The organism is Catenulispora subtropica (genome assembly GCF_039531675.1).
Lineage (GTDB): Bacteria > Actinomycetota > Actinomycetes > Streptomycetales > Catenulisporaceae > Catenulispora > Catenulispora subtropica.
Genome location: NZ_BAAAQM010000002.1, coordinates 213,998 through 228,599 on the forward strand (window position 1 = coordinate 213,998; position 14,602 = coordinate 228,599).

The 14,602-nt window shown below is 71.0% G+C and carries 12 protein-coding genes; 5 read left to right on the forward strand and 7 right to left on the reverse strand.

The window, feature by feature from the left end; all coding sequences use genetic code 11:
- Positions 1-14: 14 nt before the first annotated feature.
- The 3 genes from trpD to ABD466_RS03165 all read right to left on the reverse strand — a co-directional run bounded on the left by trpD (position 15) and on the right by ABD466_RS03165 (position 2,525).
- The gene (trpD, locus tag ABD466_RS03155) at positions 15-1,064 is read right to left on the reverse strand and encodes an anthranilate phosphoribosyltransferase (protein WP_344655357.1); all 1,050 of its coding nucleotides are present in this window, start codon (positions 1,062-1,064) and stop codon (positions 15-17) included.
- 88 nt (positions 1,065-1,152) lie between these two features.
- Positions 1,153-1,596 carry a DNA-binding transcriptional response regulator gene (locus ABD466_RS03160; RefSeq protein ID WP_344655358.1) on the reverse strand — a complete coding sequence of 148 codons (444 nt, stop codon included), beginning with the start codon at positions 1,594-1,596 and terminating at the stop codon, positions 1,153-1,155.
- Positions 1,593-2,525, reverse strand: coding sequence for a cytochrome c oxidase assembly protein (locus ABD466_RS03165; RefSeq protein WP_344655359.1), 933 nt, complete (start codon positions 2,523-2,525; stop codon positions 1,593-1,595). Before ABD466_RS03165 ends, ABD466_RS03160 begins: the two co-directional genes overlap by 4 nt.
- A gap of 219 nt (positions 2,526-2,744) precedes the next feature.
- On the opposite strand from ABD466_RS03165, the gene ctaE reads away from it, so the two are divergent.
- From ctaE to qcrB, 4 genes are read left to right on the forward strand one after another with little or no spacing between them, the layout of a single operon-like run.
- Positions 2,745-3,365 (forward strand): aa3-type cytochrome oxidase subunit III, encoded by a 621-nt coding sequence (ctaE, locus tag ABD466_RS03170; protein ID WP_344655360.1) that lies wholly within the window; start codon positions 2,745-2,747, stop codon positions 3,363-3,365.
- A 35-nt stretch (positions 3,366-3,400) separates the two neighbouring features.
- On the forward strand, positions 3,401-4,273 hold the full coding sequence (gene qcrC / locus ABD466_RS03175) for a cytochrome bc1 complex diheme cytochrome c subunit (protein ID WP_344655361.1): 873 nt from the start codon (positions 3,401-3,403) through the stop codon (positions 4,271-4,273).
- Positions 4,266-5,357, forward strand: coding sequence for a cytochrome bc1 complex Rieske iron-sulfur subunit (gene qcrA, locus ABD466_RS03180; protein WP_344655362.1), 1,092 nt, complete (start codon positions 4,266-4,268; stop codon positions 5,355-5,357). The genes qcrC and qcrA overlap by 8 nt, the downstream gene beginning before the upstream one ends.
- Positions 5,354-6,988, forward strand: a complete 1,635-nt coding sequence (qcrB, locus tag ABD466_RS03185; protein ID WP_344655363.1) for a cytochrome bc1 complex cytochrome b subunit — start codon at positions 5,354-5,356, stop codon at positions 6,986-6,988. Before qcrA ends, qcrB begins: the two co-directional genes overlap by 4 nt.
- Positions 6,989-7,175: 187 nt before the next feature.
- Here the strand turns inward: qcrB and ABD466_RS03190 are convergent, their stop codons facing one another.
- From ABD466_RS03190 to ABD466_RS03205, 4 genes are all read right to left on the reverse strand, one after another.
- A complete protein-coding gene (locus ABD466_RS03190) occupies positions 7,176-9,785 on the reverse strand; it encodes a DEAD/DEAH box helicase (RefSeq protein WP_344655364.1) in 2,610 nt (869 codons plus the stop codon).
- Positions 9,786-10,093: 308 nt separating this feature from the next.
- Positions 10,094-11,224 (reverse strand): class E sortase, encoded by a 1,131-nt coding sequence (locus ABD466_RS03195; protein ID WP_344655365.1) that lies wholly within the window; start codon positions 11,222-11,224, stop codon positions 10,094-10,096.
- Positions 11,225-11,248: 24 nt separating this feature from the next.
- Positions 11,249-12,397: a hypothetical protein gene (locus tag ABD466_RS03200; protein WP_344655366.1), complete on the reverse strand. Its 1,149-nt coding sequence runs from the start codon at positions 12,395-12,397 to the stop codon at positions 11,249-11,251.
- 38 nt (positions 12,398-12,435) lie between these two features.
- Positions 12,436-13,644, reverse strand: coding sequence for a homogentisate 1,2-dioxygenase (locus ABD466_RS03205; protein ID WP_344655367.1), 1,209 nt, complete (start codon positions 13,642-13,644; stop codon positions 12,436-12,438).
- A 75-nt stretch (positions 13,645-13,719) separates the two neighbouring features.
- Here ABD466_RS03205 and ABD466_RS03210 point away from each other — a divergent pair, with 75 nt between their 5' ends.
- On the forward strand, positions 13,720-14,568 hold the full coding sequence (locus ABD466_RS03210; RefSeq protein ID WP_344655368.1) for a hypothetical protein: 849 nt from the start codon (positions 13,720-13,722) through the stop codon (positions 14,566-14,568).
- Positions 14,569-14,602 lie beyond the last annotated feature (34 nt).

The window sequence follows — 14,602 nt, forward strand, 5'->3', positions numbered from 1 at the left end:
CCGGTCTCAGCCCCTCAGCGCGCCTGCGCCAGCCGCTCCGAAACCTCGACCCACTTCTCCAGCACCCGCGCCGCGGCCCCCGAGTCGATCGACTCCGCAGCCTTCGCCAGTCCGGCGCCCAGCCGCTGCGCCACCGGTTCATCCGACGGCGTCAGGGCCGCCAGAGCGGCCGCCGACGACAGCAGCACCGCGTCCCGTACCGCACCGTGCTCGCCCTGCAGCAGCCTGCGCGCCACGCCCGCGTTGAACTCCGGGTCGGCGCCGCGCAGGGCTGACAGGGGGGAGTACTCGATGCCGACGTCGCGGGGGTCGAACGTCTCCTTGCGGACCTCGCCGCCGGAGGCCGTCCACACCGTGGTGGTGGTCGCGACCGAGATCTCGTCCAGGCCGTCGTCGCCGCGGAAGACCAGGGCCTCGACGCCGCGGCGGGCGAAGACGCCGGCCACGATCGGGGCCATGCGCTCGTCGAAGACGCCGACGGCGGAGGCCCGGGGGCGGGAGGGGTTGGTCAGGGGGCCCAGGAAGTTGAAGAAGGTCGGGATCGCCAGTTCCTTGCGGGGGACGCCCGCGTGGCGCAGGGAGGCGTGGAAGACCGGGGCGAAGCAGAAGGTGATGCCGGCTTCCTTGGCGACCTGAGCGACCGCCTCCGGGGGCAGGTCCAGGCGGACGCCGAGGCGCTCCAGCACGTCAGCCGCGCCCGAGGCGGAGGACGCCGCCCGATTGCCGTGCTTCACCACGGTGGCGCCGGCGCCGGCCGCGACGATGGCGGACATCGTGGAGATGTTCACGGTGTGGGCGCGGTCGCCGCCGGTGCCGACGATGTCCACGGTGGCGCCCGGGACGTCGATCAGCAGGGCGTGCGCGTACATCGACTGGACGAAGCCCTCGATCTCGTCGACCGTCTCGCCCTTCGCGCGCAGCGCCACGGCCAGGCCCGCGACCTGCGCCGGCGTCGCCTCGCCGGTCATCACGCGGTCCATGGCCCAGGCCGCGTCCGCGACGGAGAGGTCCTCGCGGCGGAGGACCGCCGACAGGAGCTCGGGCCAAGTGCGCTGCTCGGTCATCGGCGGTTCGCCTCCGTCTTCTCCGGAACGCTGGTGAGAACCCGGGAGGGGGTCCGGAGGACGCCCTCTCCAGGCCTATGGCGCCACCCTACGCGGGGACGCGCTTCGCCAGGCGGGTCCGGACCAACTCCGCGACCGAGTCTGCCAGCGCGACGGGGTCGATCGGGTGCGGCGTCCACGCCTCGGCCCGCGACCACGTGGCCAGCCAGCCGTCCTGCGGCCGCCCGGTGAGCACCAGCACCGGCGGGCACTGGTAGATCTCGTCGTGCAGCTGGCGGCACACGCCCATCCCGCCGGCCGGGGTGGCCTCCCCGTCCAGGATCAGGATGTCGAAGCCGCCCTTGTCCACCGCGCTGACCACGGCGTCCGCGGTCGCGAACTCGGAGGTGCGGATCGGCGGCAGGTCGGCGGCGACCCGGCGGCCGAGCGCCATCACGACCTTCTCGCGCGTCGTGGAGTCGTCGCTGTAGATGAGGACCTTGACCGCGGGCTGCTCGCTGGCGTTACCAGCGGAAGCTTGCTGGTTGTTCATGCGGGCGAGCTTACTCGGCGTGCCTCTTCCGCTTCCAGACGGTCAAGGCGTCGATCTTCCCGCTCGGCCTCGCGCTTGGAGTGCTGCGCCCACTGCACCGCGAGCACGATGAAGACCAGGAAGCCGACCAGGTCGCCGGAGCCCCACAGGATGCCCCCGGCGGCGTGCTGGTCGGTGATCGGTGACGAGCCCCAGGGGCGGTTCAGGCCGTTGTAGTACGACGCCGCGATCAGATCGTTGTCCTGCATGATCGTCAGGCCCAGGATCGCGTGGAAGGGCAGGGTGGCGAAGATGGCCAGCAGCCGGAACGGGTGCGCCAGCCGGTTCGGCACCGGGTCCACGCCGAGCAGCGGCCAGAACCACAGCGAGCCGACCAGCACGAAGTGCAGGTGCGTGACCTCGTGCAGGTAGTCGTTCTCCAGTGTCGCCTGGTACCAGCCGGTGAAGTACAGGGTGAACGGCGTGGCCACGAACAGGATCCCGGTCAACAGCGGGAACGACGCCAGCTTCGCGAACCGCGAGTGCAGCAGAGCCACCAGCCGCTTGCGCCACTTCACCGGCAGCACCCGCAGGGCCAGCGTCACCGGGGCGCCCAGGCACAGGAACACCGGCGTGACCATCGACAGGATCATGTGCTGGATCATGTGCACGCTCATCAGCGTGTCGTCGTAGGTCCCCAGCGAGGACATGGTCGCGACGGTCATCGTGCCCAGACCGCCGCCCACGAAGGCCACGGTCCGCCCGACCGGCCACTTGTCACCCCGGCGGGTGAGCGTCGACACCCCGTAGAGGTACAGGCCGCCGATCGCGACGATGACCGCCGCCAGCCACGGGTCCACGCTCCACGCGGTGAGGATCCGGGCCCCGGTCAGCGGCGGCGGGACGTCGCCGCCGGACGCGGCGAACAGGTCTACGGGTAGCTGGCTCACCCGTCCAGAGTAGGACCGCCCCGGCGGGGATCTTCACGCAGGTCCGACATGTCCGGTTGGCCGCTGCGGGAATGGAGGTGCAAGGACACTGAGCGTGGCCGGAAGGGGCCGGGAACCGATCCGCGCGCACCGTCGTTAACTCGATCGGCCCCATACGCACAGGACACTGGTTCCTTAACACCCACCCCCGCCGTGTGGCCGCCATGGGGTGACGACATAATGGCGGCCGTGGCGACAGCAACTGCAACTACTCAAGCGGGGCAGGCCCACCGCCTGCCCAACCGGCCGAACCTGGTCAGCGTCGGGACGATCGTCTGGCTGAGCTCGGAACTGATGTTCTTCGCGGCGCTGTTCGCGATGTACTTCACGATCCGCTCGGTGCACGGGTCTCAGTACTTCGTGGACCAGGCCAAGCACCTGAACATGTCCCTGGCCGTGCCGAACACCACGATCCTGGTGCTGTCCTCGGTGACCTGCCAGATGGGCGTGTTCGCGGCCGAGCGTGGGGACGTGCGGAAGCTGCGGAGCTGGTTCATCCTCACGTTCATCATGGGCGCGGTCTTCGTCGCCGGCCAGGTCTGGGAGTACTCGGCCCTGGTGAAGGAGAACCTGACGATCTCGGCGAACGCCTGGACGTCGGTGTTCTACCTCACCACCGGCTTCCACGGGATGCACGTGACCGGCGGTCTGCTCGCGTTCCTGCTGGTGCTGGGCCGGACCTACCTGGCCAAGCGCTTCACCCACGACCAGGCCACCTCCGCGATCGTCGTGTCGTACTACTGGCACTTCGTCGACGTGGTGTGGATCGGCCTGTTCTTCGTCATCTACATCATGAAATGACCCGGACCAGTGGAATCGGTAAGGAATCCTCTGTCGTGAACTCGCTCTCGGCACGACGGCGCCATCCGCTGGCCGCGTTCGTCGTCCTCTTCCTCGCGCTGGGCCTCATCGGCGCGACCTACGCCACCCTGGGCTCCTCCAAGGCGAAGGCGTCGGCCTCCGCCGCCGCCACCCCGGAGAAGCTCGCGGAGGGCCAGAAGCTCTTCCAGTCCGCCTGTTCGTCCTGCCACGGCCTGCAGGGCCAGGGCGTGCAGGGCTCCGGCCCGTCGCTGATCGGAGTCGGCGCCGCCGCCGTCGACTTCCAGGTCGGCACCGGCCGGATGCCGGCCCAGCAGATCGGCCCGCAGGCCGTGTCCAAACCGCCGGTCTACAGCCAGGACCAGATCGACGCCATGGCGGACTACATCGCCTCGCTCGGCGCCGGCCCGGCCATCCCGGACGCCTCGCAGTACACGGTCGACGACAAGGACGCCACCTCGGTGTCCAACGGCGGTGTGCTGTTCCGCACCAACTGCTCGCAGTGCCACAACATCGTCGGCGCCGGCGGCGCCCTGACGGACGGCAAGTTCGCCCCGCCGCTGCGCGCGACCTCCGAGAAGCACATCTACGAGGCCATGCTCACCGGCCCGCAGAACATGCCGATCTTCGGCGACGGCGTGATGTCCCCGCAGGACAAGAAGGACATCATCGCCTACCTGATGAACAGCCGCACCCAGGCCGGCAGCCCCGGCGGTCTGGACCTGGGCTCGATCGGCCCGGTCTCCGAGGGCCTGTTCGTCTGGACCATCGTGCTCGGACTGCTGATCGTGTTCGCCTGCTGGATCGGCGCGCACACCACCAAGGCGTCCCGCGCCCGCGTCGCCCACTTCGAGGCGACCACCGGGAAGGACGCCACGAACAATGAGTGATCGGGACATGTCTACGGACCACCTGCCTGAAAGTGCCGGCGGGCCCGGCCACGGCACCCTGACGAAGGACGCCGCGGCGGAGGACCCCTTCAAGGACCCGGGCCTGCCGGAGTACCGGCCCCGGGTCACGGATCTGGACACCCGGGCCGCCAAGCGGGCCGAGCGCCAGGTCGCGCTGCTCTTCCTGATCGCGTTCGCCGGCATCATCGGCTCGATGGTGTGCTACACGTTCGTGTCGAACACCGAGATCGTCCGGATCACCGGTCTGGGCACCGTGAACGCCAACAACCTGGCCCTGGGCCTGTGCCTGGGCTTCGCGTTCCTGGCCCTGGGCGGCGGCGCCATCCACTGGGCCCGCACCCTGATGACCGACGTGGACCTGGTCCAGCAGCGGCACGACATGAAGTCGGACCCCGCGAGCACCGCGGAGGCCGTCTCGGAGTGGAAGCAGGGCGTCGCCGACTCCGGCTTCACCAAGTACCCGCTGATCCGCCGCTCGCTGCTGACCGCGATGCTGGCGCTGCCGCTGCCCGCGGTGTGGCTGCTGCGCGACCTCGGGCCGCTGCCCGGCACGAACCTCCGGCACACGCTGTGGACCGAGGGCGAGAAGCTGGTCAACCCGAACACCAAGAAGCCGCTGCGGGCCGAGGACATCACGGTCGGCACGCTGGCGATGGCCAACCCGGAGGCGCTCTACGCCCCCGAGGTGAAGGAACAGGGCATCTACAACAACCAGCTGGCGAAGGCCGCGGTGCTGGTCGTGCGTCTGCCCAAGGAGGCCCTGAAGGGCTCCGAGGAGCAGCGCAAGAGGCAGTGGGACTGGTCGGTGGACGGCATCATGGCGTTCTCCAAGATCTGCACCCACGTCGGATGCCCGGTGGCGCTGTACGAGCAGCAGACGCACCACATGCTGTGCCCGTGCCACCAGTCGACGTTCGACCTGTCCGACGACGGACGCGTGATCTTCGGTCCGGCGGCCCGCTCGCTGCCGCAGCTGCCGATCCGCGTCAACGAGAACGGTGAGCTGGTCGCGGTGAGCGACTTCACCCAACCGGTCGGCCCGAGCTTCTGGGAGCGCGGATGAGCGCCACGACTGCCCCGGCCACCGGGGACAAGGACCGCGAGGAGACCAAGACCGACCCGGTCTCGCGCTGGGCCGACGAGCGCCTGGGGATCTACAAGGGCACCAAGTCCCTGATCCGCAAGGTGTTCCCGGACCACTGGAGCTTCCTGCTCGGCGAGATCGCGCTGTTCTCGTTCATCCTGATCCTGCTGTCGGGTGTGTTCCTGACGCTGTGGTTCAAGCCGAGCATGACCGAGGTCGAGTACCACGGCTCGTACTACCCGCTGAACGGCGTGTCGATGTCCGAGGCGTTCGCCTCGACCCTGCACATCTCGTTCGACGTGCGCGCCGGCCTGCTGATGCGCCAGGTCCACCACTGGGCCGCCCTGATCTTCATCATGGCGATCATGGTGCACTCGCTGCGCATCTTCTTCACCGGCGCGTTCCGCAAGCCGCGTGAGATCAACTGGCTGATCGGCTTCACGCTGCTGGTGCTGGGCCTGCTGGAGGGCTTCGCGGGCTACTCGCTGCCGGACGACCTGTTGTCCGGCACCGGTCTGCGCATCGCCTCCGGCGTGGTGCTGGCGATCCCGATCGTGGGCACGTACCTGTCGTACTTCCTGTTCGGCGGGGACTTCCCGGGGACCGACTTCATCCCACGGCTGTTCACCATCCACGTGCTGCTGGTGCCGGCGCTGATCGTCGGCCTGGTGACCGCGCACCTGATCCTGGTGTTCGTGCAGAAGCACACGCAGTGGGCCGGGCCGGGCAAGACCAACGAGAACGTGGTCGGCCTGCCGCTCATGCCGGTGTACATGGCCAAGGCCGGCGGCTTCATGTTCGTGATCTTCGGCGTGGTGTTCCTGCTGGCGGGCCTGGTGCAGATCAACCCGATCTGGGCCTACGGACCCTACGTCCCGGACCAGATCAGCGCGGGTTCCCAACCGGACTGGTACATCGGCTTCCTCGAAGGCTCATTGCGCATGATGCCGAACTGGGAGTGGAACCTGTGGGGCCACACGATCTCGTTCAACGTGCTGATCCCCTCGCTGATCGTCCCGGGCATCCTGTTCACCGGGTACGCCCTGTGGCCGTTCTTCGAGCAGTGGGTCACCGGCGACAAGCGTGAGCACCACATCCTGGACCGTCCGCGCAACCGCCCGACCCGCACCGCGGTCGGCGTCGCCGGGATGACGTTCTACGGCGTGCTCTGGCTCGGCGGCGGCAACGACCTGATCGCGACCCACTTCCACCTCTCGGTGGAGGCGCTGACCTGGACCTTCCGCGTGCTGGTCTTCCTCGGCCCGGTGATCGCCTTCTGGTGCACCAAGCGCATCGCCCTCGGCCTGCAGCGCCGGGACAAGGACAAGATCCTCCACGGCCGCGAGACCGGCATCATCAAGGTCTCCCTGGAGGGCGAGTTCTCCGAGGTCCACGAGCCGCTGTCGGCCGGCGAGCGCTTCCGTCTCACCGCGCACGAGGTGCAGAAGCCGCTGGAACTCGGCCCCGCCACGGACGAGAACGGCGTCCCGCGCCCCGGCGGCCGCGGGCTCAAGCTGCGCGCGAAGGCCTCGAAGGCGATGTTCTCCGACAACGTCGAGACGACGGTCGAGGAGTACAAGGAGATCGAGGCCGGGCACGGGCACCACTAGCCCGGGCCGTATGCAGGACATGTAGTTCGCTGTCACACGTCGCAGGGGTCCCGCCTTCGGGCGGGGCCCTTGTGGCATTCCAGGGGAGACGGCGGCGCGGTGGAGGGAACCGCGGCGCGACGGAGGATCCGGGAACGACGAAGGGGACCGCACACCTTTGTGCGGTCCCCTTCGGGCTTACGACGACTTACCAGCGGCGGTCACGCGGCGGGCGGCTGTCGTTGCTGTAGCCGCCGCGCGGACGCCCGAAGGCGGTGCGCTGGGGGCGGCCCTGGCCGTCGCGGTCGCCGCCCTGCGGACGGTCACCGAAGCCGCGGCTCTGGGAACCGGCCGGGCGGTTGCCCTGCGAGCGGTTCCGGTCGCCGAAGGAGCGGCGGTCGTTGCCGAAGTCGCGGCCCTGCGAGCCGTTGCGGTCGCCGTACGGACGGCGGTCGCCGGAGCCGTCGCCGGACGAGCGGCGGTTCTGGCCGCGGTCGCCGAAGTCGCGGTTCTGCGCACGGTCGCGGTCGCCGAAACCGCGGCTCTGCGAGCGGTCGCGGTCGCCGAAGCCGCGGCGGTCGCCGCCGAAACCGCGGTCCTGCGAGCCGTTGCGGTCGCGGTCGAAGGGACGGCGGTCGTTGCCGAAGCCGCCGCGGTCGCCACGGTCGCCACGGTCACCGCGGTCGCCGAAGCTGCGACGCTCGCCGCCGAAGCCGCGGTCCTGCGAACCGGAGCCGTTGCGGTCCCGGTCGAAGGACCGGCGCTCGCCGCCGCCGTTGCGGTCCCGGTCGAACGACCGGCGCTCGCCGCCGAAGCCGCCACGGTCACCACGGTCGCCACGGTCGCCACGGTCGCCACGGTCACCGAACGAGCGGCGCTCGCCGGTGGCGCCACGGTCGCCGCCGAAGCCGCTGTCGCGGTCGAAGGAGCGACGCTCGCCGCCGAAGCCGCGGTCCTGCGAACCGTTGCGGTCGCGGTCGAAGGAGCGACGCTCGCCGCCGAACCCGCGGTCCTGCGAACCGGAGCCGTTGCGGTCGCGGTCGAACGAGCGACGCTCGCCGCCGAACCCGCGGTCCTGCGAACCGTTGCGGTCGCGGTCGAAGGAGCGGTGCTCGCCGCCGCCGTTGCGGTCCCGGTCGAACGAGCGACGCTCGCCGCCGAAGCTTCCACGGTCGCCCCGGTCGCCGAACGGCCGGCGCTCGCCGCCGAAGCCACCGCGGTCCCGGTCGCCGAAGCCACCGCGTCCCCGGTCGCCTCCGAACCCGCGGTCCCGGTTCCCGAACCCGCGGTCCCGGTCGCCGAACCCGCGGTCGCGGCGGAAGCCGTCGCGGCCCTGACCGCGGCTGTGGCCGTCGCGGCCGTCCTCGGCCATGCGGGCCTCGCGCGCGGCGCGGCGGGCGGCGTGGTACGCGTCCGCTTCGGCGACGTACTCCGCCACCGGGCGGCCGCCGGTCAGGGCGCGGAGCTCCTCGGAGCTCGGGGCGACCTTGGTCACCTCGGGGTCGACACCGGCCTGGTCCAGCAGGCGCAGGGTGCTCTTGCGCTGCTTGGGCAGGACCAGGGTGACCACGGTGCCGCTCTCGCCGGCGCGGGCGGTGCGGCCGGCGCGGTGCAGGTAGTCCTTCGGGTCGCCGGCCGGGTCGACGTGCAGGACCAGGTCGATGCCGTCGACGTGGATGCCGCGGGCGGCGACGTCGGTGGCGACCAGGACCGGGACGCGGCCGTCCTTGAAGTCGGCGAGGGTCTTGGTGCGGGCCCGCTGGGTCATGCCGCCGTGCAGGGCCAGGGCCGAGACGCCGTGCTCGCGGATCTTCTCCGCGATGCGGTCGGCGCCGAGCTTGGTGCGGGCGAACAGGATGGTGCGGCGGGCGTCGTCGCCGGGGGTGTGGCGGGCCGCGATCTCGGCGGTGATCAGCGCCTTGTCGGTGGGCTCCACGATCAGCAGGTGGTGGTCCATCCGGGCCGGCTCGTCGCCGTCCGGGGTGACCGAGTGCAGCACCGGGTCGGTCATGTACTGGCGCACCAGCTCGTCGACCGCGCCGTCCAGGGTGGCCGAGAACAGCAGCCGCTGCCCGGCCGGGTCGGTCTGGGACAGCAGCTCCGACACGATCGGCATGAAGCCCATGTCGGCCATCTGGTCTGCCTCGTCGAGGATGGCGATCGCCACCTCCGACAGGTCGCACTCCTCCTGCTCGATCAGGTCGGTGAGCCGGCCGGGCGTGGCCACCAGCACCTCCACGCCGCGGCGCAGCGCGAAGACCTGCTTGTACATCGGCGCCCCGCCGTACACCGCGGCGATGTCGGCGCCCAGCGCGTACCCGTACGGCTGCAGGGCGTCGCTGACCTGCATGGCCAGCTCGCGGGTCGGCACCAGCACCAGCGCCAGCGGCTTGCCCTTGCGGGCGCGCTTGCCGTTCAGGTTGGCCAGCGCCGCCAGGCCGAAGGCCAGCGTCTTGCCGGACCCGGTGCGGGCCTTGCCCAGCACATGCCGGCCGGCCAGCGCGTCCGGGATGGTCGCGGCCTGGATCGGGAACGCGGTCTGCACCCCGTTCTCGGCCAGCTTCTTCACCAGCGCCTCGGGCAGGCCCAGCTCGGTGAACGCCACCGGCTCGGCGCCGGCGAGCGACGTGTCGTCGGCCACCTCGGCGCCGGAGATCTCCTCGGCGAAGTCGGCATCGGCCGGGTCGGCGTCGGAGAAGTCGGCCGCGGAGAAGTCGGCAGCCGGGAAGTCGGTGTCGGAGAAGTCGTTCTCAGTGAGCTCAGTGAGCTCGGCGACCGCGTCGCGCGCGAGATCGTGATCGGGGATGAATGTGGACATGGCTCAACAAAGCCCTTCGAGGTGCGGACACGTCCTCAGGGGCGTACGAGCGCATGGCATGCGCCGCAGCGGGTGCACAGAACGGTCACTAAGGCGGCCTGGTCCCGGTGTTGGACGACCAGGTGGGGCGATAGCCGCGCCTGAAGTGGCGTTCCGGAAAATGGCAGGCCCCGGAACCCACTGCGTTCTGCGTCACATGAAGCAGACCGGTTACCGACCGGTCTGTAAGGTGACCTGTTCCCGCGCAGCGTTCGCTTGGATTCGGTCCATCGTAACGGGCCTTCTGGCGTTTTCCCGAATCGGGCAGCTCAGCCCCGTCGGTCGGGATCCTTCAACTCCGCCGGCGGCGGCCCGGAAAGCGGGTCCACACGCTCCAGATGGCCCCACCAGATGAGCCGGTACGTCGACGCCCACTCCGGCGTGCACGTGGTCAGCGTGATGTACTTCCCCGGCTTCGTGTACGGCCCGCCCTTCGGCACCGGCGCGATGGTGCCGATGTTGCTCGGGTCGGTCTGCGGCAGCTCCTTGTCCAGGGTGTACACGAACCAGCCGTGCGAGGTCTCCACCACCACGTGGTCCCCGACCTTGAGCTGGTTGATGTACCGGAACGGCTCCCCGTACGTCCGCCGGTGCGCGGCCACCGCGAAGTTCCCGGTCGCGTCCCACGGCATCGCCGACTTCGGCGTCGTGTAGTGCCCGACGGCGCCCTTGTCGAGCACCTTCGCCTTGTCGGTGCCCTCCATGATCGGGATGTCGGTCTTCCCGATCGCCGGGATCGTCATCAGCCCGAAGCCCTCGCTGGGCTGGAACACCGTCGGCGGGGGAGCGGTGGAGCTGCCGCCCTGCGGGCTCAGCTGCTGCTGGAACTGCTGCTGGATCTTGTTGCTCTCGGCGGAGGCCGCTTTGTGCGCCTCGACGTTCGTCCACCACAGCGTGTAGACGACGTAGAGCGCCATGACCGCGCCGAGGCTGATCAGGACCTCGCCGAAGCCGGACAGGATCCGCAGTTTGCGCTGCACTTTGCGGTCGGTGCGGGCGGCGGCGCGCTGCGAGGACCGGGTGCTCTTGGCGGCACCGGAAGACTCCCGCTCCGGTGCCGCCACGGCAGCGGGCATGAGATCCGCCACGGGAGCCGGCGCCGTAGCCGCCACGGGAGCGGGCACCGGATCCGGCATCGGCGGCGCGGGCCGCGGCGTGTCCACGATGCGCGGAATCACCTCGGTGGGCGCCTCGCGCGGCGACGGCTCGGGCTCGGGCTCGTCCATGATCCTCGGGATGACGTCCGTCGGCGCGTCGCCGGCCGGGATCTCCGGCGGATCGGGGATCCGCGGGATCACTTCGGTGGGCGAGTCATCGGACGAGTCCGCGGCCGGAACGGAGAACGCGCCCCGGAAACGCTCATCAGCGCGGGGCCTGCGGAAAGCCTGGTCGTCCGTCACAGTGGGACCAAACTTAGCGGACGATCATTCGTCCGGAGGGCTGTATCCGGAATGCCGCGGACCGGTGGGCGCTTCCCACTCCGACTCCGGCTTCACCGGTGCCGCCTGCGGTTGCCTCCTCCGCTGCCACAGGACGTAGCCCCCACCTCCCCCAAGAACCAGCAAGCCGATGAACAGCACCGGACTGACACCGCCGCCTCCGCTGCCTTTGCTCGCCGCCGCCTGTCCCACGTTCGAGGGACCCGCGGTGGGCAACGGATTGGTGGGCCACTGCTGCGCGCTGTCGGTCGGGCCCTCCGCCGGCGCGGAACTCGGCGTGAGTTGCGGCGTGGCCGAGGCCGACGGCGCGGACCCCGTCTCCGTACTCGGCGCCCCGGTGGAGGCCGCCGACGTCGCCGGCTGCGAGCGCGGACTCGCCGGCGCGGTCCGCGGCGGCTGGTCGGCGGGGAACATCGCCTCGAACCCCGGCAGCGTCGCCGGATCCACCGGCGGCAGGCTCACGGCCTGCACCGGCTGGATGATCCCGAAGCCGAGCTGGTCGGTGTGCGGATTCCCGGACACCGGGTTGATGGACCCCGCTTCCTGCGCCACCACCTGCCGCGCCGGCCAGTTCCCGTGCCCGGCGCGCAGGATCGCCGCCAGCGCGGCGACGTACCCCGAAGCGGTCGCGGTGTCGTTCCCGTACGCCCCCATGGTCACCGCGGGCCCGTACGAGGACGTGCTCAACGGCGCACCGGAGGCGTCGGCCGCGGCGACGTTCACGATCCCCTGCGGCCTCGCCGGCATCGGCCCCGAGGTGTCCCCGGCGGCCGCCACCACCAGCGCGTCCCCGGCGACCGAGGCCGGATCCACCGACGGGTCCGCGACGACGACGATCGCCCCGCTCGCCGACCCGCCCCGCACCGTCGCCTCCGGCGCCAGCGCCCGCGCCGCGCACACCGCCTCGGCGACCCGGTCCGGCGCCCCGATCACCCCGATGGTGACGCCGAGGCCCTTCGTGCCCGCGACGGTCCACGCCCGCGAGGCGTTGAACGCCAACAGCGCCGCCCGCGCGTCAGGGCACGGATCAGCCGCCCGCGCGGCGCTGCGCGACACGCCGAGGGCCGGCGCGGCGCCGCCCAGCGCAAGGGCCGCCGCCGCACAGCCCGCCGCCACCAGAGTCCTTCTCAGCACACGCTGACGCTACCCGAACCCGGGCCGGTTCGAAGAGCTCAGGCGCCGTGCCGTCCCGACCACGTCCACGCGTACCCCGGGTCCTCGCACGCCACGCCGCCCTCGCCGATCTCCAGCGGCCGGAACGTGTCGACCATGACCGCGAGCTCGTCGAAGAACTCAGCCCCGATCGAGCGCTCCGCGGCGCCCGGCTGCGGGCCGTGGGTCAGGCCGGAGGGGTGCAGCGAGATCGAGCCCTGGCCGATCCCCGAGCCGCGCCGCGCCTCGTAGTTGCCGCCGGTGTAGAACAGCACCTCGTCGGAGTCGACGTTGTGGTGGTTGTAGGGCACCGGGATCGACAGCGGGTGGTAGTCCACCTTGCGCGGCACGAACGAGCAGATCACGAAGTTCGGGCCCTCGAAGGTCTGGTGCACCGGCGGCGGCTGGTGCACGCGGCCGGTCAGCGGCTCGAAGTCGGCGATGTTGAACGCGTACGGGTACAGGCAGCCGTCCCAGCCGACCACGTCGAACGGGTGGTGGGCGTACGTCAACTTGGTGCCGCCGGCGCGGTGCCGGACCAGCACCTCCACGTCCTGGCCCTCGGCCGTCAGCGGCTCGGACGGCCCGCGCAGGTCGCGCTCGCAGTACGGCGACGACTCCAGGAACTGCCCCTTGGCCGACAGGTAGCGCTTCGGCGGGCCGATGTGCCCGGTTGCCTCGATCACGAACAGCCGCAGCGGTTCACCCGACGCGGCCGACGCGGCCGACGGCACCCACCGGTGGATCGTCGAGGTCGGCAGTATGACGTAGTCGCCCTGCCCGACCTCCAGCGCGCCGAACGACGTCTCCACCACGCCGGACCCGGACTCCACGTACACGCACTCGTCGCCTATGGCGTTCCGGTACAGCGGCGAGGTCTCCGTGGCCGCCACATACGACAGCCGTACGTCCCCGTTGCCCAGCAGCAGGTGCCGCCCGGTCACCGCGTCTCGCCCCCCGGCGCCGGGCCCGGCGCCGTCCAGCTTGTGCGTCAGGAAGTGCCGGGGCTTCAGCGGGCGGTTCGCCACCGCCGAGCCGATCGGCCCCGGCGGCTCCCACTCCGCCGAGTCGACGATCGCCGTCGGCAGCCCGTGGTGGTAGAGCAGCGCCGAGTCCGACGAGAAACCCTCGACGCCCATCAGCTCTTCGGAGTACAGCGCCCCGTCCGGGCGCCGGAACTGGGTGTGGCGCTTGCGCGGGATCTCGCCCACGGCGCGGTAGAAAGGCATCGCCGCGTCCCCTCAAGTGTTCGATAATCGGACGTCGCTGTCCGCTCTCTTCGACCATGGGCTACCGTGGCGGGCATGTCAACCGCCGACCCCGGCGCCCTCGGCGTCCTGCTGGCAGAGCTGATCGACGACGCCGCGCTGTTCCCGCCCGGCGACGCCCCCATCGCCGAGGCGGTGCCGGCCCACCTGGTGCTGGACGCCTCCGCCCACAGCGGCCTGCTCGGCCGCTTCCTGTGCCCGGTCTCCAAGCTCCCCGACCTCAGGCCGCTCCTGGACGAGGACGAGGACCTGCGCCTGGGCCTGATCGCCGACACCGGTCTGGACGGCCTGCTGGCCGCCTTCGAAGCCGTCGACGGCGACGACCGGCTGATCCTGGAGACCGCCGAGATCCGGCATCCCGCCGAGCGCCTGGACCTCCTCGAGGACCGGTTGCCCTACGGCGTCGAGGCCTACATCGAGATCGCGCCGGCCGACCTGCGGTCGCTGCTGCCCACGCTCACCGGCCGCGAGCTGCTGCACGCCAAGCTGCGCACCGGCGGCCTGACCGCCGAGGCCTTCCCGACCCCGCTGGCGGTCGCCGAGTTCCTGGTCGGCTGCGCGGACCTGGAGGTCGGCCTGAAGTGCACCGCCGGCCTGCACCACGCGGTCCGGCACACGGACCCCGAGACCGGCTTCACCCATCACGGGTTCGTCAACGTGCTGCTGGCCGCGGCGCGCGCGAGCGACGGCGCGGAGATCGAGGACGTCCAGGAGGTGCTGGCGGTCACCGACGCCACGGCCTTGGCGGACGCCGTCAAGGCGCTGACGGTCGAGGACGCGGCGCGGACCCGTGATCTGTTCCACGGATTCGGCTCCTGTAGTTTCCAAGAGCCGATCGACGATCTCACGGCTCTGGGTCTCCTGCCCGGTTCGCTGAACGACTGATCCGTCCAGGCACCGCGCCACGCCTCACAAAAGG

Excerpts from the sequence above, each read along its gene's own strand:
- trpD (WP_344655357.1), bottom strand. The coding sequence starts at position 1,064 with ATGACCGAGCAGCGCACTTGGCCCGAGCTCCTGTCGGCGGTCCTCCGC.
- ABD466_RS03160 (WP_344655358.1), bottom strand. The coding sequence starts at position 1,596 with ATGAACAACCAGCAAGCTTCCGCTGGTAACGCCAGCGAGCAGCCCGCG.
- ctaE (WP_344655360.1), top strand. The coding sequence starts at position 2,745 with ATGGCGGCCGTGGCGACAGCAACTGCAACTACTCAAGCGGGGCAGGCC.
- qcrA (WP_344655362.1), top strand. The coding sequence starts at position 4,266 with ATGAGTGATCGGGACATGTCTACGGACCACCTGCCTGAAAGTGCCGGC.
- qcrB (WP_344655363.1), top strand. The coding sequence starts at position 5,354 with ATGAGCGCCACGACTGCCCCGGCCACCGGGGACAAGGACCGCGAGGAG.
- ABD466_RS03190 (WP_344655364.1), bottom strand. The coding sequence starts at position 9,785 with ATGTCCACATTCATCCCCGATCACGATCTCGCGCGCGACGCGGTCGCC.
- ABD466_RS03205 (WP_344655367.1), bottom strand. The coding sequence starts at position 13,644 with ATGCCTTTCTACCGCGCCGTGGGCGAGATCCCGCGCAAGCGCCACACC.
- ABD466_RS03210 (WP_344655368.1), top strand. The coding sequence starts at position 13,720 with ATGTCAACCGCCGACCCCGGCGCCCTCGGCGTCCTGCTGGCAGAGCTG.